Source organism: Wenjunlia vitaminophila DSM 41686 (assembly GCF_000380165.1).
Taxonomy (GTDB): Bacteria; Actinomycetota; Actinomycetes; order Streptomycetales; family Streptomycetaceae; genus Wenjunlia; species Wenjunlia vitaminophila.
Window position 1 is genome coordinate 70,613 of record NZ_KB904702.1, and the last position, 19,792, is coordinate 90,404.

22 protein-coding genes are annotated in these 19,792 nt (G+C 71.3%); 10 read left to right on the forward strand and 12 right to left on the reverse strand.

What is annotated here, in order from left to right; translation table 11 throughout:
- Positions 1-86: 86 nt before the first annotated feature.
- Together A3IG_RS0122495 and A3IG_RS0122500 are read left to right on the forward strand one after the other, a co-directional pair.
- The gene (locus tag A3IG_RS0122495) at positions 87-2,633 is read left to right on the forward strand and encodes a sensor histidine kinase (RefSeq protein ID WP_018385850.1); all 2,547 of its coding nucleotides are present in this window, start codon (positions 87-89) and stop codon (positions 2,631-2,633) included.
- Positions 2,634-2,659: 26 nt separating this feature from the next.
- Positions 2,660-3,340, forward strand: a complete 681-nt coding sequence (locus tag A3IG_RS0122500; RefSeq protein ID WP_026220560.1) for a response regulator — start codon at positions 2,660-2,662, stop codon at positions 3,338-3,340.
- A gap of 4 nt (positions 3,341-3,344) precedes the next feature.
- On the opposite strand, the gene A3IG_RS0122505 is transcribed toward A3IG_RS0122500, so the two are convergent.
- The 4 genes from A3IG_RS0122505 to A3IG_RS0122525 form a co-directional block, all read right to left on the reverse strand.
- Positions 3,345-4,118, reverse strand: coding sequence for a DUF4232 domain-containing protein (locus tag A3IG_RS0122505; protein ID WP_078500851.1), 774 nt, complete (start codon positions 4,116-4,118; stop codon positions 3,345-3,347).
- A 129-nt stretch (positions 4,119-4,247) separates the two neighbouring features.
- Positions 4,248-4,472, reverse strand: coding sequence for a DUF397 domain-containing protein (locus tag A3IG_RS0122515; RefSeq protein ID WP_018385854.1), 225 nt, complete (start codon positions 4,470-4,472; stop codon positions 4,248-4,250).
- Positions 4,473-4,709: 237 nt separating this feature from the next.
- Positions 4,710-4,934, reverse strand: coding sequence for a DUF397 domain-containing protein (locus tag A3IG_RS0122520; RefSeq protein ID WP_018385855.1), 225 nt, complete (start codon positions 4,932-4,934; stop codon positions 4,710-4,712).
- Complete coding sequence (locus tag A3IG_RS0122525) at positions 4,934-5,755, reverse strand: helix-turn-helix domain-containing protein (RefSeq protein WP_018385856.1); 822 nt, start codon at positions 5,753-5,755, stop codon at positions 4,934-4,936. The genes A3IG_RS0122520 and A3IG_RS0122525 overlap by 1 nt, the downstream gene beginning before the upstream one ends.
- Before the next feature lie 311 nt (positions 5,756-6,066).
- On the opposite strand from A3IG_RS0122525, the gene A3IG_RS30890 reads away from it, so the two are divergent.
- From A3IG_RS30890 to A3IG_RS34380, 5 genes are all read left to right on the forward strand, one after another.
- The gene (locus A3IG_RS30890) at positions 6,067-6,258 is read left to right on the forward strand and encodes a hypothetical protein (protein WP_018385857.1); all 192 of its coding nucleotides are present in this window, start codon (positions 6,067-6,069) and stop codon (positions 6,256-6,258) included.
- Positions 6,259-6,591: 333 nt separating this feature from the next.
- Positions 6,592-6,879, forward strand: coding sequence for a putative ATP-grasp-modified RiPP (gene tgmA, locus A3IG_RS30895; RefSeq protein ID WP_078500853.1), 288 nt, complete (start codon positions 6,592-6,594; stop codon positions 6,877-6,879).
- Entirely contained in the window at positions 6,876-7,844 is a 969-nt protein-coding gene (gene tgmB / locus A3IG_RS0122540) for an ATP-grasp ribosomal peptide maturase (RefSeq protein ID WP_026220561.1), read from the forward strand. The genes tgmA and tgmB overlap by 4 nt, the downstream gene beginning before the upstream one ends.
- Positions 7,841-9,037 carry an ATP-grasp peptide maturase system methyltransferase gene (gene tgmC / locus A3IG_RS30900; RefSeq protein ID WP_018385860.1) on the forward strand — a complete coding sequence of 399 codons (1,197 nt, stop codon included), beginning with the start codon at positions 7,841-7,843 and terminating at the stop codon, positions 9,035-9,037. Before tgmB ends, tgmC begins: the two co-directional genes overlap by 4 nt.
- Before the next feature lie 409 nt (positions 9,038-9,446).
- Positions 9,447-10,493 carry a hypothetical protein gene (locus A3IG_RS34380; protein WP_018385861.1) on the forward strand — a complete coding sequence of 349 codons (1,047 nt, stop codon included), beginning with the start codon at positions 9,447-9,449 and terminating at the stop codon, positions 10,491-10,493.
- 27 nt (positions 10,494-10,520) lie between these two features.
- Here the strand turns inward: A3IG_RS34380 and A3IG_RS0122555 are convergent, their stop codons facing one another.
- The gene (locus A3IG_RS0122555; protein WP_018385862.1) at positions 10,521-11,195 is read right to left on the reverse strand and encodes a helix-turn-helix domain-containing protein; all 675 of its coding nucleotides are present in this window, start codon (positions 11,193-11,195) and stop codon (positions 10,521-10,523) included.
- An 88-nt stretch (positions 11,196-11,283) separates the two neighbouring features.
- Here A3IG_RS0122555 and A3IG_RS0122560 point away from each other — a divergent pair, with 88 nt between their 5' ends.
- The gene (locus A3IG_RS0122560) at positions 11,284-12,237 is read left to right on the forward strand and encodes an NAD(P)/FAD-dependent oxidoreductase (protein ID WP_018385863.1); all 954 of its coding nucleotides are present in this window, start codon (positions 11,284-11,286) and stop codon (positions 12,235-12,237) included.
- Here the strand turns inward: A3IG_RS0122560 and A3IG_RS0122565 are convergent.
- The 4 genes from A3IG_RS0122565 to A3IG_RS0122580 form a co-directional block, all read right to left on the reverse strand.
- Positions 12,164-13,342 carry a sensor histidine kinase gene (locus tag A3IG_RS0122565; protein ID WP_018385864.1) on the reverse strand — a complete coding sequence of 393 codons (1,179 nt, stop codon included), beginning with the start codon at positions 13,340-13,342 and terminating at the stop codon, positions 12,164-12,166. The genes A3IG_RS0122560 and A3IG_RS0122565 overlap by 74 nt on opposite strands.
- On the reverse strand, positions 13,335-14,024 hold the full coding sequence (locus A3IG_RS0122570; RefSeq protein ID WP_018385865.1) for a response regulator transcription factor: 690 nt from the start codon (positions 14,022-14,024) through the stop codon (positions 13,335-13,337). Before A3IG_RS0122570 ends, A3IG_RS0122565 begins: the two co-directional genes overlap by 8 nt.
- A gap of 137 nt (positions 14,025-14,161) precedes the next feature.
- On the reverse strand, positions 14,162-14,734 hold the full coding sequence (locus A3IG_RS0122575) for a VanZ family protein (RefSeq protein WP_018385866.1): 573 nt from the start codon (positions 14,732-14,734) through the stop codon (positions 14,162-14,164).
- A gap of 476 nt (positions 14,735-15,210) precedes the next feature.
- Positions 15,211-15,660 carry a winged helix-turn-helix transcriptional regulator gene (locus A3IG_RS0122580; protein ID WP_018385867.1) on the reverse strand — a complete coding sequence of 150 codons (450 nt, stop codon included), beginning with the start codon at positions 15,658-15,660 and terminating at the stop codon, positions 15,211-15,213.
- A gap of 122 nt (positions 15,661-15,782) precedes the next feature.
- Between A3IG_RS0122580 and A3IG_RS0122585 the strand changes: the two genes are divergently transcribed.
- On the forward strand, positions 15,783-16,700 hold the full coding sequence (locus A3IG_RS0122585) for an NADP-dependent oxidoreductase (protein WP_018385868.1): 918 nt from the start codon (positions 15,783-15,785) through the stop codon (positions 16,698-16,700).
- Between the two features lie 323 nt (positions 16,701-17,023).
- Positions 17,024-17,416, forward strand: a complete 393-nt coding sequence (locus A3IG_RS0122590) for a DUF4267 domain-containing protein (protein WP_018385869.1) — start codon at positions 17,024-17,026, stop codon at positions 17,414-17,416.
- A gap of 66 nt (positions 17,417-17,482) precedes the next feature.
- On the opposite strand, the gene A3IG_RS0122595 is transcribed toward A3IG_RS0122590, so the two are convergent.
- From A3IG_RS0122595 to A3IG_RS0122605, 3 genes are all read right to left on the reverse strand, one after another.
- The gene (locus A3IG_RS0122595) at positions 17,483-18,151 is read right to left on the reverse strand and encodes a PhzF family phenazine biosynthesis protein (protein ID WP_018385870.1); all 669 of its coding nucleotides are present in this window, start codon (positions 18,149-18,151) and stop codon (positions 17,483-17,485) included.
- A gap of 86 nt (positions 18,152-18,237) precedes the next feature.
- Positions 18,238-18,555, reverse strand: coding sequence for a DUF397 domain-containing protein (locus tag A3IG_RS35905; protein ID WP_018385871.1), 318 nt, complete (start codon positions 18,553-18,555; stop codon positions 18,238-18,240).
- Positions 18,556-18,575: 20 nt separating this feature from the next.
- Positions 18,576-19,466 carry a helix-turn-helix domain-containing protein gene (locus A3IG_RS0122605; RefSeq protein WP_026220562.1) on the reverse strand — a complete coding sequence of 297 codons (891 nt, stop codon included), beginning with the start codon at positions 19,464-19,466 and terminating at the stop codon, positions 18,576-18,578.
- Positions 19,467-19,792 lie beyond the last annotated feature (326 nt).

A 19,792-nucleotide genomic window follows, 5' to 3' on the forward strand; every position in this document is an offset into this window, starting at 1 on the left:
CGGTGGGGCACCGGGCTGGCGCCCCACCGGCGCCGGTCCCGCGCCCCCTTCGCCCCCTTCACTCCCGTATGGAAGACAATGGAGCCATGGCCCGCGGCAAACTACGCATATACCTCGGAGCCGCCCCCGGCGTCGGCAAGACCCACGACATGCTCTCCGAGGCCCACCGCCGGCTGGAACGCGGCACCGACGTGGTGGTCGCCCTGGTCGAGTGCCACGGCCGCCCGCGCACCGAGGTGAGGCTGCACGGGCTCGAGGTCGTCCCCCGCAGACAGCTCCGGTACCGCGGTTCGACGTTCGCCGAGATGGACGTGGACGCGGTGCTCGCCCGCGCCCCCGCGGTGGCCCTGGTGGACGAGCTCGCCCACACCAACGTCCCAGGCTCGAGGAACGCCAAGCGCTGGCAGGACGTCGAGGACCTCCTCGACGCCGGGATCACCGTGCTGTCCACGGTCAACATCCAGCACCTGGAGTCCCTGGGCGACGTGGTGGAGTCCATCACCGGGGTGCGGCAACGGGAGACCGTCCCCGACGAGGTGGTCCGCCGCGCCGACCAGATCGAACTGGTGGACATGTCGCCCGAGGCGCTGCGGCGCCGCCTCGCCCACGGGAACGTCTACTCCGCGGACAAGATCGACGCGGCGCTGTCCAACTACTTCCGGCCCGGCAACCTCACCGCGCTACGGGAACTCGCCCTGCTGTGGACCGCCGACCGGGTGGACGAGTACCTCCAGAAGTACCGCGCCGAGAAGGGCATCTCCACCCCCTGGCGGGCCAGGGAACGGATCGTGGTCGGCCTCACCGGCGGCCCCGAGGGCGCCACCCTGGTCCGCCGCGCCGCCCGGATCGCCGCCAAGGGCTCGGGCAGCGAGGTCCTCGCCGTCCACGTCGCCCGCAGCGACGGCCTGACCACGGCCTCGCCGAACGAGCTCGCCGTCCAGCGGGACCTCGTCGAGGACCTTGGCGGAACGTTCCACCCGGTGGTCGGCGACGACGTGCCCAGCGCGCTGCTCGCCTTCGCCCGCGGCGTCAACGCCACCCAGATCGTCCTCGGCACCAGCCGGCGGCGGGCCTGGCAGTACCTCTTCGGCCCCGGGGTGGGCTCCACCGTCGCCCGGGAGTCCGGCCCCGACCTCGACGTCCACATCGTCACCCACGAGCACGCCGCCAAGGGCCGGGGACGCCCCCGCCGTCCGCCCGCCGGACTCGGCCGCACCCGCACCGCCCTGGGCTGGCTCACCGGCGTACTGGCCCCCCTGCTGCTCACCGTCACGCTCACCGCCGTCGCCCCCGACCCCGGCTTCGCCAGCGACACCATGCTGCTGCTCGCCGTGACGGTCGCCGCCGCCCTCGTCGGCGGCCTGCTGCCGGCACTGGCCGCGGCCCTGGTCAGCTCCCTGCTGCTCAACTACTACTTCACCCCGCCCACCCACACCCTGACCATCGCCGAACCGAGGAACATCCTGGCCATCGCCGTCTTCGTCGCGGTCGGAGCGGGCGTGGCCTACGTGGTGGACCTGGCCGCCCGCCGCACCCGGCAGGCCGCCCAGGCCCAGTCGGAGGCGGAGATCCTGGGCTTCCTCGCCGGCAGCGTGCTGCGCGGCGAGACCGCGCTGACGGCGCTGCTGGAACGGGTCCGGGAGACCTTCGGGATGGAGTCGGTGGCCCTGCTGGAACGCCAGGACCCGCACTCCCCCTGGACCCGCACCGGCAGCGTCGGCACACACCCGGCCGGACGACCCGACGACGCCGACGTGGACGTCGCCGTCGGGGAGGGGATGACCCTGGCCCTGCGCGGCCGGGTGCTGCCCGCCGAGGACCGCCGGGTGCTGGGCGCGTTCGCCGCCCAGGCCGCGGTGGTGGTGGAACGCCAACGGCTGGTCACCGAGGCGGAGCGGGCCCGCCACCTCGTCGAGTCCAACCGGATCCGCACCGCGCTGCTGGCCGCGGTCTCCCACGACCTGCGCACCCCGCTGGCCGCGATCAAGGCGTCGGTGTCCTCTCTGCGCGCGGACGACGTCGCCTGGTCCCCCGCGGACGAGGCCGAGTTGCTCGCCGCCATCGAGGAGGGCGCCGACCGTCTGGACAACCTCGTCGGCAACCTGCTGGACATGAGCCGGCTACAGACCGGCGCCGTCAACCCCCTGGTCCGCGAGACCGACCTGGACGAGGTCGTCCCCCTGGCCCTGCGCGGCCTGCCCGAGCCCGGCGTGGTGGACCTGGACGTCCCGGAGACCCTGCCCATGGTCCACGCCGACCGCGGCCTGCTCGAACGCGTCGTCGCCAACGTCGTGGAGAACGCCGTCAAGTACAGCCCGGCGGGCCAGCCGGTCCGGCTGTCGGCGAGCACCCTCGGCGACCGCGTGGAACTCCGCACCATCGACCGCGGCCCCGGTGTGCCGGACCCCGCCAAGGAGGAGATCTTCGAACCCTTCCAGCGGTACGGCGACGTGCCCCGGGGCAACGGCGTCGGACTCGGCCTCGCCGTCGCCCGCGGCTTCGCCGAGGCCATGGGGGGCAGCCTGGTCGCCGAGGACACCCCCGGCGGCGGCCTCACCATGGTGCTCACCCTGCGCACCGCCCCCGGCCGTCCCCCCACCCGTCCCGCCCTCCCCGCGGAGGCGACCACATGACCGGCGCCCAGCCACAGGAGTCCTCCATGCCACGGGTGCTGGTGGTGGACGACGAGCCGCAGATCCTCCGCGCCCTCACCATCAACCTGCGCGCCCGCAGGTACCAGGTGGACGCCGCCCGCGACGGCGCCGAAGCCCTCCGCCTCGCCGCCGAACGCCACCCCGACGTGGTCATACTCGACCTGGGCCTTCCGGACCTGGACGGCACCGAGGTGATCCGCGGCCTGCGCGGTTGGACCCGCGTCCCGATCATCGTGCTCTCCGCGCGGCACGCCTCGGACGAGAAGGTGGAGGCCCTGGACGCCGGCGCCGACGACTACGTCACCAAACCCTTCGGCATGGACGAGCTCCTCGCCCGCCTCCGCGCGGCGATCCGCCGCGCCACACCCGCGGACACCACGGACACCGTCGTCGTCTCCACCGAGGGGTTCACCGTTGACCTCGCCGCGAAGAAGGTCAACCGGCGCGGCACCGACATCCGGCTCACCCCCACCGAGTGGCACGTCCTGGAACTCCTCGTCCGCAACGCGGGGCGCCTGGTGACCCAGAAACAGCTCCTGCGGGAGGTCTGGGGCCCCACCTACCAGGCGGAGACCAACTACCTGCGGGTCTATCTCGCCCAGCTCCGCCGCAAACTCGAGGACGACCCCGCCCACCCCCGCCACCTGATCACCGAACCGGGCATGGGCTACCGCTTCGAACCCTGACGGGTCACTTCGACATGATGAAGTCCAGGGCGAAGCCGGAAGCAGTCGTCCAGTAGGTGACGAGTTGGCCGTCGTCCGCGTACAGCGTCTTGACCGGCATGGTGACGTCTATCGGCCCGCTGTCGTCGCTGCCGACCTTGGGACCCTGGAGGCGAAGGGTGATGCTCTTCGCCTCGTACTCGTCCCTGGCGCCCCCGCTGACCAGCAGAGCGGCGTAGGCCTCCTCACCCGGAGCGATGGTGACGGGCTTCCCCGGATCAGGGTCGCTGTCCTCGATCACGGGGACGGTGGTCTGCGCGTCGGCGCCCAGACGTATGTGGGGGTAGCGGTAGAGGTTGCACTTCACGTTGCCAACGTTCTGGACGGTGATGAGGAGGTGCCTGGCCTCCTTGCTGTCCGGGGGCTCCTTCGTGGCGGAGACCGCGAGGGCGTCTTCGGCGCAGCCGGCGATGGCGGTCTTGGCACCGGTGTTGTTGGTGTTGCTGTCGCTGGTGCCGCTGTTGCCCCCGGTGGTGCCCGAGGTCTCGCTGGCCTTCACCGAAGCCGCCTCACTCGGCTTGGTCGGAGCTGTCTCGCTCGGCTTGGTCGAGGCCGCCTCGCTCGGCTTGGTCGAGGCCGCGACACTCGGCCGGTCCGAGGACTTGGCGTCGTCCGACGTGGCGGCCTCGCTCTGCCCACACGCCGTGGACGCGAGCAGCACGGTGGTCACCGCGGCCCCGAGCGCGTAGGCCCTCCGGCCCCTGGGGCCGCGGTGGTTCTTGCAGACAGGAGTGCTCATGGTGTCCCCCCATGGTCGGCCGCGCACGGCCGATCTCGACTCTCGGTTGCCACGAGTCTGCTACCCAGGGTTGACCTCAACCCTACGTTCATGGAGGTCTGTTACCGATCACGTACAAACGAACCGAACTCAGACGCCGGGGAACTCCCCGCGTCGCACCGCGGCGGTGAACGCGCTCCACGCCGCTGCCGAGAAGGCCAGCGCCGGACCCGCCGGGTCCTTGCTGTCCCGGACAGGAACCATCCCGGTAACGAGGGCATGACCGGGCGCGAACTCCACGCACTCACCTTCGTCGCCACTGCTGTAGCTGGACTTCACCCATGCGGTTTCGGAGATCGCCAGGGTTCTGGTCATCAGATGTAGCCTTCCATCACTCTGCGAATCATGGACAGCGACGGGTCGGGGTGCAGCGCCGCAGCCCTGGGCGCATAGCCCCTCGGGTCCTGGGGCCGCGACGGTTCTTGCAAACAGGAATGTTCATGGTGTTCCCCGGCATGGTTGGCCGCCCACGGCTCTTGGTGCCAGCAAGTCCGCGCCCGGGTTTGGTCCCAAACCACATGAAGGCCTGTTACCGATACAGAGAACCGAAACTCAGACGCCGGGGAACTCTCCGCGCCGCACAGCGGCGGTGAACGCGCTCCACGCGGCTACCGAGAAGGCCAGCGCCGGACCCGCCGGGTCCTTGCTGTCCCGGACAGGAACTATCCCGGCAACAACGGCATGACCGGGCGCGAACTCCACGCACTCGCCCTCATGGCCGCTGCTGTAGCTGGACTTCACCCACGCAGTGTCGGAGATCCCCAGGATGTTGGTCATCAGACGTAGCCCTCCATCACTCTGCCAATCATGGACAACGACTCGTCGGGGTTCAGAGCTGCGGCCCTGAGCCGTTCGTACACGGCAACCACCTCCACAACCTCGGCCGTCGAGTCGATCAGGAGGCCGGACGTCGCCGCGTCGGCATACGCGATGTCCGGCCCCTCGCCGAACGTCAGCAAGGTGAAACTCCCCACCGATGGAGGTGCTCCCGCGCTAAACGGTAGTACCTGGAGTGTGACGTGCGGAGACTCCGCTTCAGCCAGTAAGTGTGCGAGTTGGGAGCGCATCAACCCTCGTCCGCCCACGACGGTACGCAAACACCCTTCATTGAGCACGCACCACAGCAGCGGCGGCGCATCGCCCTCCATCACCTCTCGTCGCCTGAGCCGTCGCGCCACCTTGGTCTCGATGGTTTCCGTGTCCTCCCGGGGGTTGGTGGCACGGAACACCGCCCGGGCGTAATCCGCCGTCTGCAAGATCCCCGTGATCAGCATCGCTGAGTAGTTCAGGATGCCCGTCGCCTGGCGTTCCAGCTCCACGTACGGCACGAACCACGCCGGGTACCCCTGCTGGCTCGCCCGTTCCCGCAGCCGGCTGAAGGTGCCGGGTGTGCCGAAGGCCCGGTCGCAGCTCACGGCGAACTCCCTGCTCGCCAACCGCTCGCCGGCCTCGACCTTGGCCACGTACTGCTGGCCGTAGTTGGCCTTCTCGCCGAGTTCCCGCTGGCTCAGGCCCGTTTGGGTCCGCCAGGCGCGGACCTCGGCGCCGAACAGCCCGGCTCCGTTGGCTGTCCTCGGCCGCGTGCTCGTCTCACTCATCCCGCGTGCCTCCCTCACCCCGGTGGCGCTGGCGTGGCCACAACGCTGCCCACCGTAGCCTCGCAGAGCAATGATGGTGACACGCAGAGTGATGGGCCACTCGTTCGGCTCACGTTCGCCGTGGCCGAATGTCCCTCACCAAAGCGAACTCCTTGCCACAGAGCAGAACTTGGACCGTCTCCATGACCACCGAACGCTCAAGCCAGCGCCCCCGGGGCACCGCTTCCCCGTCCCGCGCCTCCCGTCGGCGACCGTCGCCGCCCGCGCCGCCGCGGAAACCCCAACGCCCGCTGCCCGAACCCGGTCAGCCGATGTACGACCCCGCCACCGGCCGGACCGGCGTCCTCCAGGCCATCCTGCCGGCCGAGGAGCTCATCGCCGACCGCAGCACCGCGCCCGGCAAGCACGTCGCTTTCCTGCGCCCCGAGGGCGGCGGCGTCGAATGGCTCGCGGACGCCACGACACTCCAGCACCCCGACACGGCTCTCCTCCCACCACCCTGACCACCGCCACGCCACAGGACCCGATCGCCACACGAGCCCCCGCCCCCTTGCCGTGAACAACCAGCAGGTTCCCCACCTGCCGGCGAGGGGGCGGGTCATTCACCCGTTACAAAAATGAAGATCAAAGAAGTCTGCGCAAGCGACGGAAAACCGTCACACGAGAATCAACAAAGCGGCAAAGCCGCAACCATCTGATCTGAGAATTAATACTTAGCCTTGACTGTTCTTGCGTCTGCGAGTTTCCTCAAGAATAGGTGTCCAACACTCCCTGGCTAGCTGTCACTCCTGTGCAGATCGGTTCACCTGGGACAGCCTCGTTACTGAGGGGGAAGAATGGAAAATGCGCGCAGTCCACGCCCGTGGGGACTGGGGTACCTGACGGGCTACGGGCCAGGGGCGAGCGTCCGGATGCCATACAGCAGCGCGAGCCTGGACCCTGCCACGCAGACCACCGTCTACCGGGACATCACCGGTGAGGTCGTCCACTTGGGCAGGCACTCGAAGACCTCGCCCGCCACGGAGACCCAGGAAGCAACCGGAGGTGGGGACAGCAACTCACCCGGCGGGGGCGGCGCGCCGGACCAGCGGCCGGTCGTAAGGGCCGACGAGGACGAGGCGTGAGTCGAACCAGGAACTCCGTCCTGGTGAGCGCCGCGCTCGAGGACCAGACGGCCGACGCGGTGATCAGCGAGTTGAACGGGCGGGGCGTTCCTGTGGCGAGGGTCGATCCAGGCGCCGACTTCCCCACACGCTGCTCGCTCGTCGCTCGCGTCAACCCGGTGACCGGTATTCACGGTGTTCTGGAAACGCCAAGCCGCCGCGTCCTGCTGGACCGGGTCCGCTCGGTGTACCACCGACATCCGACGCCCTACGGCGCGGCCTTCGAGCACCTGGCCGAGCAGGACGCGCTGTTCGCTACCGCCCAGGCACGACACGGTCTGGGCGGTGTGCTGGCGGCACTGCCGTGCACGCAGGTGAATCATCCGCACGCGACGGCCGCCGCTTCCTTCAAGACGGTTGGTCTGGCCGTCGCTGTACGCGCCGGGCTGACCGTACCTCCCACACTGATCACCTCAGATCCGGAGGCCGCCCGCTCGTTCGCCAAGAAGCACGGCCCCGTTGTGTACAAGGTGTTACGGGCGGCCCGTTACCGGGACCAGGAAGACCGACCACTGACCGTCTGGACGACGGCTGTGAGCCCTCAGGAGATCGACGACGGCGTGGCCGGCACTGCCCACCTCTTCCAGGCCCGCATCGATTCGATCGCCGACGTCCGGATCACTGTCGTCGATGGCCAGTTGTTCGCCGCACGCATCGACTCCGGTCTTCTCGACTGGCGCACCGACTATCGGTGTCACCGTTACCGGATCAGTGCGGTCCCGGACCCGGTCGCCTCGGGGATCAGGGCATACATGCGCGAGTTGCGGCTTCTGTACGCCGCGTTCGACTTCGCGCTCACCGCGTCGGGGACCTGGCTGTTCTACGAGGCGAACCCCAGCGGGCAGTACGGCTGGATCGAGGACGCCACCGGATTGCCGATCACCAGGGCCATCGCCGACCTCCTGTTGAACGGAGCCTGCGCATGAACACCACACCCCCGTCTCAGCCCGCCACCGGTTCGGCGGCACCGAACGGCGCGACGTTGCGGCGTCGCCTCGCCGACGGCCTCTCGGCCTCCGGTGCCCTGCGCTCGGCGGAATGGCGCGCCGCGGTCGAGGCGGTGCCGCGGGAGGTGTTCGTCGCGGATTGGTTCGATCGCGACGACACCGACCGGGGAACGCTGTGGACTCCGGTCACCGGTGACAAGGCAGCGCTCGACCGGGTCTACTCCGACGTCACGCTCGTCACCCAACTCGACGGGCACGTGGTGCCGTCCGACGTGGCCGACCCGGTGCACGGGGCTCCGTCCTCCTCGTCCACGCTGCCCGGACTGGTGGTGGGCATGCTCGAGGACCTGTCCGTCCGTGACGGTGACGAGGTGCTGGAGATCGGCACCGGGTCCGGCTACTCCACGGCCCTGCTGGCCCAACGCCTCGGCGACCGCCGGGTCACCTCCGTCGAGATCGACCCGAACACCTCGGCCCGCGCGGCGACAGCGCTGCGCCGGGCCGGGTACCACCCCCACCTAGTGGTCGGCGACGGTCTCGACGGGGTGCCGGACCGCGCGCCGTTCACCCGCGTCATCGCCACCTGCTCGGTCCGCCGCGTTCCCGCTCCCTGGCTGGACCAGGCCGACACCGGGGCCGTGATCCTCACCAACCTCTCCGGCTGGTTGTACGCCTACGGTCAGGTCCGGCTGACCGTCCACGGGCCGGGGCACGCGACCGGCGCGTTCCTCCCCGGGCACGTCTCGTTCATGCAGGCACGCCGGGACGCCCCGCCACCGATCGACAGCCGTTCGGCCATGGCCGGGACCGGCGAGGGCCGGCCGACGTCCCTGGGGCCGGACATCCTTGCCGACTGGACCGGCCGCTTCGTCGTGCAGGGCGCACTGCCGACCGTGCAGCACCTCCGGACCCGGGTCGGCGACGACAGTCCCTACCTGGACCACTTGATCGCCACAGACGGCTCCTACGCGACGCTCCTGCCGCAACCCGACGGGGGTTGGCGCGTCCGACAGGGTGGTCCCCGCCCGATGTGGGACCGGGCCGAGCGGGCCGTGGCCGCCTGGCGCGCCGCTGGTTCTCCTCCAACGGCTGCCTTCCGCCTACGCGTCACGCCGGAGTCGCAGTCGGTGCACCTCCCCCACACGGATCTGGCGTGGTGCCTACCGGAGTGATCCACTCGGTGACCCGGCACCCCCGAACGCCGAAGAGGGCACGGACGGGCTCAACGCCTGACGCGGACCACCCGGTTCCCGACGCTCGGGCCTCGGGCCTCGGGTGTCGAGACTCGAGCGTCTTTCCAAGGAATGGGTGGATGAACAACCCACCCACCCACCCAATGCGCGCACTTCACGCGAAGCCGCATGCTCGTCACATAAGCGCGCCAAGTCCACCCGAAATGTTGACTCTCCGCTGTCAGTTGGCAACGGGGCGCGCACGACGTGTACGGTTCGTGACCAAAAGGACAGCCCCCGCGGTGCTTGCAACACCAGTCGGGGGCCTGACCTCCAGATCGAAAGTAACGGTTCCGATCCAGTGGCTGACACGCAGCTTATCGAGTCCCCCCGCCCCTACGCTCCCCCGATGGCCCGTCCGGGTTACGGGAAACGGTCAGCGCCTGACCAACTCCCCCGGAAGGGTGGGGACTTCGCCCACCTCCCGCCCCGGGAGGCGTCCATCGCCACCCACATCGACCGACTCCCCGAAGGCGCGGCGATGGACGTCAAGACCCTCGCCAGGGAACTGCCCGACTACGGCCAGCAGGCCGTTCGCTCCGCCCTCAACAACCTGTGCCGCCAGGGTCATCTGCGCCGGGTCCGGGACCAGGTCAGCGGCGGCACACAGTGGGTCTGGCGCAGCTACTTCTCCCGCACCGCACGGGAGGAGTCCTGGTGGTCCGCGTACCTGGGGCGCCAGGACGCCACGCCGGAGCACTCCCGGCCGCCGTCCCCGCCGCAGGCGCCTCCCGACCCCGAACCGCGCGAAACACCGCCCCCTTCCCCGCCGCCCCCTCCCCCACCTCCCCCGCCGTCCGAGTCGTCACCCACACCGTCACCCAACCCGTCACCCGAACCGCCACCGGTCCCCGCCCCAACCCGCACACCAGCCCCCGCCCCCACGACTCCGCCGGCCACCTCCCCCGTCCGCTCCCCCGCCTACACGGCGCTGGCCTCCCTCGGCCGCGTCGATCCCCGGATGACCCTGGCCGCCGCCGAGTGCGCCGCGCTCGAACCCCTCGCCGCCGAGTGGCTTGCCCGGGGCGTCACCCCTGACCACTTGGCCCGCGCCCTCACCGCCGGACTTCCCCCGCAGGTGCACTGCCCGGGCGCCTTCGCCAGAAAGAGGCTGACCATGAAACTGCCACCCGAACCCGAACCGACGCATGTCCTGGCGCGCGCCGAGGGCGCACCTCCCAGCGGGAACTGGGTCCTGGTCTGCGTGGGGTGCGACCGCCCCGGCGACTTCGAAACCCTCCCGGACGGCCTGTGCCGCGACTGCCGCGACGAACTCCGCCGCGAGCCCGGCCACCTCCCCGCCACCTTCCGCCCTGAGCCGGCGGCCCCACCGCCGGCCGTGGACGTCCACGCGCACGCCGACCGCATCCGGGCCGCGATGCGCAAACCCGGCTGAGCCGCCGCCCCCCGCCCCCTCCCGTTCTCACCTCGCCGTCCGGCTCCCCGCCCCCGACTCGCCGTTTCCCGACTCGCCGTTTCCCGACCCGTCCCCGTCGTCCCCGGCCCCGGTGCCCTCTCGCCGGCGGGGTCGGGCGCGGACGTGCATGCGTTCGCCCTGACGGCCGAAGATGCTCAGCAACTCCACGGGGGCGTCGCCCGTGGACCCGAACCAGTGCGGCAGACGGGTGTCGAACTCGGCCACCTCCCCCGGGGACAGCACCAGGTCGTGGTCGGCCAGGACCAGCCGGAGCCGCCCGGCCAGGACGTACAGCCACTCGTACCCCTCGTGGGTGCGGGGGTCAGGGGTGGAACGCTCGACCGGGATCACCATCTTGTACGTCTGGAGCGGGCCGGGGGTCCGGGTCAGCGGCAGCACGGTGGTCCCGAACACCGTGCGGGGCGTGAGACGGACCCTCGGGTCGCCGACCTCGGGGGCGCCGACGAGTTCGTCCAGGGGCACCTGGTGGGCCTGGGCGATGGGCAACAGCAGCTCGAGGCTGGGGCGGCGCAGGCCGGCCTCGAGGCGGGACAGGGTGCTCTTGGAGATGCCCGTGGCCGCGGAGAGGGCCGCCAGCGTGACACCGCGCCCGGTGCGCAGGCGTTTGAGTCGGGGGCCGACCTCGGCGACTGCCTGGGCGATCGCGTCGTTGTGCTCCATGCCCCCATTCCACCACGCGTCCCAGAAACAGCAACGATGTTTGCCGCCCGCGAGCCGCTGCCGCACCCTGGCCGCGGAGGTGATCCCGATGTGGGAGGCGAACGACGTGGACAACGGCTCGGTGTACGACGTGGTGGTGATCGGCGCGGGAGCGGCCGGCCTGAATGCGGCCCTGGTGCTGGGCCGGGCCCGCCGCCGGGTGGCGGTGGTGGACTCCGGGGCCCCGCGCAACGCCCCGGCCGCCCACATGCACGGCTTCGTGTCGCGGGACGGCACGCCCCCGGCGGAACTGCTCGCCGTGGGCCGGGCCGAGGTCTCCGGTTACGGGGCGGAGCTGCTGCGGGCCCGGGTGGCGGAGGTGCGTCCCGGCTTCTACGTGCGGCTGGCCGACGGCCGCGAGCTGAAGGCCAGGCGCGTCCTGGTGGCCACCGGCCTGCGGGACGAACTGCCGGAGATCCCCGGGGTGCGGGAACGGTGGGGCAAGGACGTGCTGCACTGCCCGTACTGCCACGGCTACGAGGTCCGGGACCAGCCGATCGGGGTGCTGGGCACCCACCCGCACTCGGTGCACCAGGCCCTGCTGCTGCGGCAGTGGTCTGCGGACGTCGTCTACTTCCCGCACCACCAGGGGCCGACCGACGAGGACCGGGAACGGCTCGCCGCCCACGGGGTGCGCGTCATCGACGGCGCGGTCCGTCGCCTCGTCGTGACCGGCGACCGGCTGCACGGGGTGGAACTGGCCGAGGGCCGGGTGGTCCCGCGCACCGCGGTGTTCCTCGGCCCCCGCATGGTGCCCAACGACGACCTGTTGACCGCCCTCGGCTGCGCCCGGGACGAGGACGGCTGGGTGACCACCGACGCCACCGGCCGGACCACCGCGTTCGGGGTGTGGGTCGCCGGCAACGTCGCCACCCCCAGGGCCCAGGTGGTCACGGCGGCGGGGATGGGCTCCTCGGCGGGCATCGCCATCAACGACGACCTGCTGCTCGAGGACGTCGAGCGGGCCGTGGACGCCCACCGCGCCACCGCTGCCGCGGGGTAGCCAGCGGCGGCCCCGGGTGGTGTGCCTGCGGCGTTCCGGGGAGTCGGATCGTGACGAGGAGACCGCCGGCGGGGCGCGGTGCGAGGTCGAGGGTCCCCTCGTGTGCCCGGACGACGCTGTGCACGATGGCCAGCCCGAGGCCGACACCGGCGTGCCCGTCGGTGCGTGCGCGTGCTGTTCCGCGTTGGAAGGGTTCGGTGAGCGTCGGTACCAGTTCCGAGGGGAGCAACGGGCCCGTGTTCTCGACCCGCAGCACGCTCGCACCGTGCTGCGGGTCGGTGTGGACCGTCACGGTTCCGCCGGCGGGGAGGTTGTGGACGATGGCGTTCTGCACGACGTTCGTCACCATCCGCAGGATGAGGGCCGCGGAGCCGAGGGTCTGGGTGGTCCCGCCCGTGACGTCGAGCGTGATGCCGCGCTGTTCGGCGAGGGGAAGCAGCTTTTCGGCGGCTTCCTCGGCGATGAGGGAGAGGTCAACGGGCTCACGGGTGAAGTCCCCGCGGTCGCCGCGGCTGAGCAGCAGGAGGGCCTCGGTGAGGTCGATCGCCCGCGTGTTGACCGTGTGGAGGCGTTCGATGAGTTGACCGTGGTCCCGCGTGGGGTCCTTGCGGGCGACGTCGAGGAGTGACCTCGAGATGGCCAGCGGGGTGCGCAGCTCGTGGGAGGCGTTCGCGGCGAACCTCTGCTGTTCGGTGACGTGGGATTCGAGCTGTTCGAGCATGGCGTCGAACACGTCGGCGAGTTCGCGGAACTCGTCGTGGGGGCCTTCCATGCGGAACCGGTGGGACAGCGATCCGTTGGCGGCCATCCGTGCCGCGTCGGCGATCCGGGTGAGCGGCGCGAGCATCCGGCCGGCGAGGAACCATCCTCCCAGCAGGCCCAACACCAGGAGGAGGACCAGTGCCGCGGCCGCGGCGGGGCCGAAGATGCGCACGAGGAGGTGGCGGTTGGGCGCGATCCCGAGAAGGCCCTGGGGGTTGTCGGGTACGTAGTGCAGCAGGAACACCCAGACCACGGCCAGCAGGAGCGCGCCGGCGAGGAGGATGAACCCCGCGTAGCTGAGGGTGAGTCTCAGTCGTGCGCTGAGCCCCGGGCGTCTATTCACGGGTACCGCCGGGGAGGGTACTGCCGGTGTCGATGCGGTAGCCGACTCCGGGCACCGTGGCGATGAGCCACGGTTCGCCGAGCCGTTTGCGCAGTGCGGAGACGGTGATGCGGACGGCGTTGGTGAAGGGGTCGGCGTTCTCGTCCCAGGCCCGTTCCGGGAGCTCCTCGGCGCTGACGACACCGCCTTCCGCGGCGACGAGGACTTCGAGCACGGCGAACTGCTTCCGGGTGGGCGCGACGTAGCGGCCGTCGCGGAACACCTCCCGGCGGAAGGGGTCAGGCCGGAGACCGGCGATCTCGCTGACCGGGGGTCGCAGGTGCGCGCGCCTGCGGTTGAGCGCCCTCAGCCGCATGACGAGCTCCCGGAGGTCGAACGGTTTGGTGAGGTAGTCGTCGGCGCCGAGTTCGAACCCCGAAGCCTTGTCGTCGATGCGGTCGGCGGCGGTGAGCATGAGGATCGGGATGCCGCTGCCGGAGGCGACGATGCGTCGGGCGACCTCGTCGCCGGAGGGGCCGGGGATGTCACGGTCGAGGACCACGAGGTCGTAGGAGTTGGTGGTGAGCCGTTCCAGGGCGGAGCCGCCGTCGCCGGCGATGTCGGCGGCCATCGCCTCCAGCCGGAGACCGTCGCGGACGGCTTCGGCCAGGTAGGGCTCGTCCTCCACGATCAGCACGCGCATGCACGCATGCCTAGGCAGCACGGCATGGCGCCGACATGAGCACGCCCCGGCCCGTCCGGCCCGCCCAGGCCGCCCAGGCCGCCCAGGCCGCCCAGGCCGCTGGCCAACGTCCCGCGGACCAACGTCCCGTGGGCCACTCAGCGTCCCGGGGCCGTTCGGGGTCGGTCTGACGACGTTCCAGCCGTCGCGCGCCACCAGCGGCGCGACGCCAGCGCGGCCAGCCCGGCGCCGGCGCTGTTGAGCAGGACGTCGTCCACGGAGGACACCCGGTCCAACCGCAGGACGTACTGCGCGGTCTCGACCAGGGCCGAGCAGCCCGCCGCGAGCGCCAGGACTCGCGGAACCGACGCCAGCGCCGCGAACCGCAACGGGGCGAGGAACCCCAGCGCCGCGAACACCAGGAGGTTGCCGATGACCTGGCCCGACGACATCGTGAACAGGTCCCGCAGCGGTACCAGGCTCACCCGTCCGGGGACGTCGCCGGCCCGTTCGCCCGGCAGCATGATCATCCACACCCACGGCACCGTCCCGTAGACGATGCCGACCTCGGCCAGCGACGTGCGCCACGCCCACGCCGGCGTGGTGCCGGTGGCACTCCGACGGCGTGCCAGAGCCCACACGGTCAGCGCGACCAACGGCAGCACGGCCACCGTGACGAATGCCACGCCGGTGAACGTCCCGACCCAATCGGGCCACCCCCTGGTGATCACACTGCCTCCGCTTCCGGCTGGACCCGTGGGCCCGGGTCGCCCCGCCGCGGCAACTCCACCCGCGCGTACTCACCCGCCAAGGCCACGGCTGCCACTGGCTGTTGATGAGCTTGACCGGCGCCGCGTAACCGAGTCCACGATCACGGCCTTCCCCTCAGTGGTGCGCCGTGGTCCATGCCTCCACTGAAGACGAAACGCTGTCGCGGTGGCGTATGCGGTTTCCGATACGCCCGCGATACACGGCATCCCCGGGCGCCAGCAGCCTCGGGGAACACCAGCACAGCAGTTCGTCGACGAAAACGATCAGGGGCGGCTCGCACAGTGATCCACTTCGCCACTGAGGACCGGTCGGGTGCCTCCGGGCCCGCTCCGAGGCTGACCACGGTCCGGATCGTGCCGAGACGCTGGCGCGGACACGGTTCGCCGAACACCGTCGAACGCCCCGGTTCGGCTGGCCGCAGGTACGACCAACAAGCTCAGTCTTCGGCTGCCGTGCGCTGGTGTTCCTCGCGGTGGGCGAGTACGTCGGTCATGTGCGTTTCCGCCCAGACCTTGAGGCCGGCCATGACGTGGTTCAGGGACAGACCGAGGTCGGTCAGCTCGTAGGTGACGGTGACGGGCACGGTGGGCGTGACGGTACGGGTGACCAGGCCGTCGGCTTCCAGGGAGCGCAGGGTCTGGGTGAGCATCTTCTGGCTGGCGCCCGCGAGCCGGCGGGACAGTTCGGAATAGCGCATCGCCCGGGGCCCGTCCTCGTGGGCGACCCCGGGGCGGTGCGGGCCGTCGCTGCCAAGCGCCGCGAGGATCAACGCGACCCACTTGTCGGTGATGCGGTCGAGCAACTGGCGGCTGGGACAGCCGTCCATGAACGCGTTGTAGCTCGCCTTCGCCTCGGCCCGCCGCTGAGCCGCCGTCTGCGTCGACATCGATCGCCCCTTCCGTACCTGGCGGCAGCTTACGCACTTACAAGTGCCTTCTTCCGCCGCGGAAGCCGCAAAACAAGCATGGAACACGGAAACGATCACTCCACCACAGAGGAACAAAAGCCATGAACACCCCCACCTTCCGCACCGCCGTCGTCCGCGTTCCGAACGGGCCCGATTCGATCGAGGTCATCGAGGTGCCCGTCGTCGATCCTGGTCCCGGCCAGGTCCGCGTCGCCATTGCCGCTGCGACGGTCAACCCCACCGATCTCGGCGTCGCGGCGGGCTTCTTCCACTCGATCGGGCTGGTCGATCAACCCGAGCACACGGGCCTGGGCTGGGAGTTCGCCGGCGTCGTGGACGCGTCCGGGCCGGGCGCCGACCTGGCCGTCGGCACCCGGGTGGCCGGTCTGGTGGTCGGCTTCGACCGCAACTACGGCACTTACGCCGAGCAGATCGTGGTCGCAGCGACCGACGTCGTCCCTGTCCCCGACGAGTTGGACCTGCTGGCCGCCGCCACGGTCCCTCTCAACGGGCTGGCCGCTGCGCAGGTCGTCGACCTGCTCGGCGACGCGCCCGCCGGGGCAGCCCGGCTGCTGGTGACCGGCGCCGCGGGGGCGGTCGGAGCGAACGTCGCCGTCCTCGCCCGGGAACGCGGCTGGCAGGTGACCGGGCTCGCCCGCACCGGCGACGAGGGGTTCGTTCGCGGACTCGGCGCCGACTTCACCGCGCACGCCGAGCCGGAGTGGGACGCAGTCGTCGACCCCGCCCAGTTGAATGAAGAAGCGCTCGGGCTGGTCCGCGACGGCGGAGCCTACGTCGGGCTGCGGCCGGGCCTCGAACCGCCAGCCGAGCGCGGGATCTCGGTCGCCTCCGTGGTCACCGGTTTCGACAGCGCGCGACTGGCCGACCTCCTCATCCGCACCGCCTCGGGCGAACTTCCGGCCCGCGTCCACGCCGTCGTCCCCCTGGACCAGGCTGCCGAGGCCCACCGGGCCACCGCCAAGGGTGGCCTCCGCGGCCGCTACGTCGTCTGCCCCTGACCAGCCCGGCGCCGAGTGCGCCGCCGACCGGGCTCACCGGCACCTGCCCGCCGGAAGCCTCCAACGCCAGGGGCCGGTCCCCACTGCGCGGCCGACCGTCCGGCCCGGCCACGACCTCGGCGGCATCGCCGCAACCGGCGAGCCACAGCGGCCCCGGCCGTCACGACGTCGGTCCGGACACCGCCGAGACTCCCGGGCCAGGAGACGAAGTCCCAGTCCGCTCCCCACTGTCAGTGATGCGGTCACGACACCTCGCGGGGCGGGGCGATGCCCGCGTCGATCCGTTCCGTTCCGCCCCGTACGACACCCCCAGGAGACCCACCATGACCATGAAACGCCTCGCCACCGTCCTCGCCGTCCTCGGCGGCCTGTTCCTCCTCTACACCGGGATCAGCTACCTGCTCGCACCGCACGCGACGGCCGAAGGGTTCGGGGTGCCGACCTTGCCCGAGGGGCGAGGGAAGGGCTTCCTGGAGGTCAAGGGCATGCGGGACATCGGTTTCGGGCTGGTGATACTCGCGCTGTTGCTGGCCGGGCAGCGCAGGGCGCTCGGGCTGGCGATGGCGGCGATGGCTGTTGTCCCGGCCGGCGACATGCTGATCGTGCTGAACGAGAACGGCCCGGCGGCGACCGCGTTCGGCGTCCACGGACTGGCTGCGGCAGTGGTCGCCGTGACCGCGGGCCTGCTGTTGCGCGAGCGGACGGCGACCGCCTGACGTCCGCGGCCAGCCTCCGTGATCCATCCTGGCTCCAACGGCTGGACCGGCGTTGCCCCGCCCCCGTCAGCCCGGCTGGGTGCCCCCGTGGACTCCGCCCAGCCGTACCCGGCCGCCCACCTCGATCAGGTCGCCGGGCTGGGGGGCGGTCAGGATCTGGGAGCCGCGCCCCTGGGTGATGTTCAGGGCCCGACCGAGACGCGCGGTCAGCAGCAACGCCGCGGCGCCCGTCGCCTCGTCCTCGTCGATGCCGTCGCCGCGGCCGGGGAACCCGCGGGCCCTGACCCGGCCCGCCGCCTCGTCCAGCCACGCCCAGGCGTAGATCCACTCCCCCGGCGGCGGCACCGGCAACGCGTCCACCTCCGCCGCCGACCCGTACTGGCGCAGGGTGCGCGGCGGCGCCCACTGCGCGCGCGCCTCGATCCAGGTGAACTCCCCGTCGAGCCTGGTCCCCACCACCCCCGCCGGCGTCACCAACTCCGGCACGTCCAGCAGCCACGCCGCTCCCACGCACGGGTGGCCCGCGAACGGCAGCCGCAGCGTCGGGGTGTAGATGTCGATGACGCCGCGCTCGGGATCGTCCACGAACACCGTCTCGCTGAACCCCAGCTTCTTCGCCAGGGCCTGCCGAGCGGCCCCGTCGGGGACACGGGAGCCGTCACGGACGACGGCGAGGGCGTTGCCGTGCTGGCCGTCGGGCCCACAGAAGACGCGCAGGAGGTCGTGGTCAGCCATCCAGGCAGTCAATCACGCGGGGCCGGGGGGCGCGGACCGGCGGTCCCGCGGGCGGTCCGGCACACGGTCGGCTCCCTCCCCGCCCCCTACTCGATGTAGGAGTCGAACTCGCCGGCCTGCACTCCCTTGACGAACGCGTCCCACTTGGCCCGGGTGGTGACCACCACCTTCTCCGGGTGGTCGCTCTCGCGCAGGTAGACCGTGTCCCCTTCGGCGGCGACCTGGATGCACTCACCGCCCCCGTGCCCGCCGCCGCTGAAACTGGACGTCTGCCAGTCGAGCTCGGCCGGCGGCCGGCCGACCGCCCCGGTGCCCCCCGGGGTCCCGGCCGTCCCCGCCGGCTGCTCCCCCGAGGACGAGGGCCCCGCTCCCGTGCCTCCCGCCGTGTTCGACGCCTCCACCATCGGTGTCCCTTCGCCGTGGGTCAGATCCGGTACAACAGGTGCTGCATGAACCCGAACGAGTCCCTGCGGGTATGAAAGTCAACGGCGTTCTGCGGGTCAACCGGGGGCAACGCCACCGCGTCCAGCCGCGCGAACGCGTCACTGTACTGGTTGAGTCGTGCCGGGTCCGTCAGGAACTGCGAGGGCGCCGGATGCTCGAGGAAGACGGTGTCGAGTTCCGGCACCGGACCGTCGAGGAGGACGAAGGGGGCGCTGAACCCGACCGGGTAGGTCTGCGTGCGGAACGGCAGCACCTGGATCTGCACGTGCGGCAACCGCGACAGCTCCAGCAGGTGCTCGATCTGCGCCCGCATCACCGAGGGGCCGACGAACTGCGCCGAGAACGCCGCCTCGTGGATGACCGCGTGGAACCGCGGCGGGTCCTCGCCCGTGAGCAACGTGCTGCGCCGCTCCCGGAACTCCACGTAGCTGTCCACCAGGGCCTGGGCCGCGTCGGGCTGCGCCCCCCGGAAGACGGCGTGCATGTACGCCCGCGTCTGGAGGAGCCCCGGGACGTACAGCCACTGGAAGGTCCGCACCCGCCGGGCCGTGGACTCCAGCTCGGCCAGGTCCCGGACGGCGCTGTCGAACGGCTCCCGGTACCGCGACCACCAGCCGCGGCCCGTGGCCTGCCCCATCGCCACCAGGGCGTCGACCAGTGCCGTGTTACGGCACCCGTAGGCCCGGGCCAGCGCCCGCAGTTTCTCCTCCGGGATCGCGGTGCGCCCCATCTCGATGTGGCTCATGTGCGCCCGCCCGAGGCCGGCGAAGGCACCCGCCTCGGTCGCCGAGAGACCCGAGAGCTCCCGAAGTCTGCGCAGCTCCGCTCCTAATCTCCGCTGCCGCTGCGACGGGTTGGCTCGCAGTCCCATGGCACCCCTTCCGCCGGAACACGGGGGAGGAAAACATGGGAAGTCTGCCCGTGTTTGCGGCAAACAGGCCACTAGTTCCGGAACCTGTCCCCCTATCGGGTTGCGCCTGGGCCCCGACACCAGCCACGTTCGAAAACGCGCACGACCAGGCTCCACGGCGGAGCGACGGGCCACCCGGCGGCGGGGCCGACCCGTTCGAACCGGCGGCTGCCGGGTGAGAAGACGATCACCTGCCGGAAGGGCGGCACCGGGGGCACCGAAGTCCGGAGGCCACGGGTCGGCCCACCTCATGCCATTGTTGATGCATAGACTCTGCTATTGCAACT

Coding starts and splice junctions, on each gene's coding strand:
- A3IG_RS0122570 (WP_018385865.1), bottom strand. CDS start 14,024: ATGCGCGTGCTGATCGTGGAGGACGAGCCCTACCTGGCCGAAGCCGTC.
- A3IG_RS34380 (WP_018385861.1), top strand. CDS start 9,447: ATGGCCCGTCCGGGTTACGGGAAACGGTCAGCGCCTGACCAACTCCCC.
- A3IG_RS0122595 (WP_018385870.1), bottom strand. CDS start 18,151: ATGGCTGACCACGACCTCCTGCGCGTCTTCTGTGGGCCCGACGGCCAG.
- A3IG_RS0122560 (WP_018385863.1), top strand. CDS start 11,284: ATGTGGGAGGCGAACGACGTGGACAACGGCTCGGTGTACGACGTGGTG.
- A3IG_RS0122500 (WP_026220560.1), top strand. CDS start 2,660: ATGCCACGGGTGCTGGTGGTGGACGACGAGCCGCAGATCCTCCGCGCC.
- A3IG_RS0122505 (WP_078500851.1), bottom strand. CDS start 4,118: ATGAGCACTCCTGTCTGCAAGAACCACCGCGGCCCCAGGGGCCGGAGG.
- A3IG_RS0122605 (WP_026220562.1), bottom strand. CDS start 19,466: ATGGGACTGCGAGCCAACCCGTCGCAGCGGCAGCGGAGATTAGGAGCG.
- A3IG_RS30890 (WP_018385857.1), top strand. CDS start 6,067: ATGTACGACCCCGCCACCGGCCGGACCGGCGTCCTCCAGGCCATCCTG.
- tgmA (WP_078500853.1), top strand. CDS start 6,592: ATGGAAAATGCGCGCAGTCCACGCCCGTGGGGACTGGGGTACCTGACG.
- tgmC (WP_018385860.1), top strand. CDS start 7,841: ATGAACACCACACCCCCGTCTCAGCCCGCCACCGGTTCGGCGGCACCG.
- A3IG_RS35905 (WP_018385871.1), bottom strand. CDS start 18,555: ATGGTGGAGGCGTCGAACACGGCGGGAGGCACGGGAGCGGGGCCCTCG.
- A3IG_RS0122495 (WP_018385850.1), top strand. CDS start 87: ATGGCCCGCGGCAAACTACGCATATACCTCGGAGCCGCCCCCGGCGTC.
- A3IG_RS0122580 (WP_018385867.1), bottom strand. CDS start 15,660: ATGTCGACGCAGACGGCGGCTCAGCGGCGGGCCGAGGCGAAGGCGAGC.
- A3IG_RS0122515 (WP_018385854.1), bottom strand. CDS start 4,472: ATGACCAGAACCCTGGCGATCTCCGAAACCGCATGGGTGAAGTCCAGC.
- A3IG_RS0122525 (WP_018385856.1), bottom strand. CDS start 5,755: ATGAGTGAGACGAGCACGCGGCCGAGGACAGCCAACGGAGCCGGGCTG.
- A3IG_RS0122585 (WP_018385868.1), top strand. CDS start 15,783: ATGAACACCCCCACCTTCCGCACCGCCGTCGTCCGCGTTCCGAACGGG.
- A3IG_RS0122590 (WP_018385869.1), top strand. CDS start 17,024: ATGACCATGAAACGCCTCGCCACCGTCCTCGCCGTCCTCGGCGGCCTG.
- A3IG_RS0122555 (WP_018385862.1), bottom strand. CDS start 11,195: ATGGAGCACAACGACGCGATCGCCCAGGCAGTCGCCGAGGTCGGCCCC.
- A3IG_RS0122520 (WP_018385855.1), bottom strand. CDS start 4,934: ATGACCAACATCCTGGGGATCTCCGACACTGCGTGGGTGAAGTCCAGC.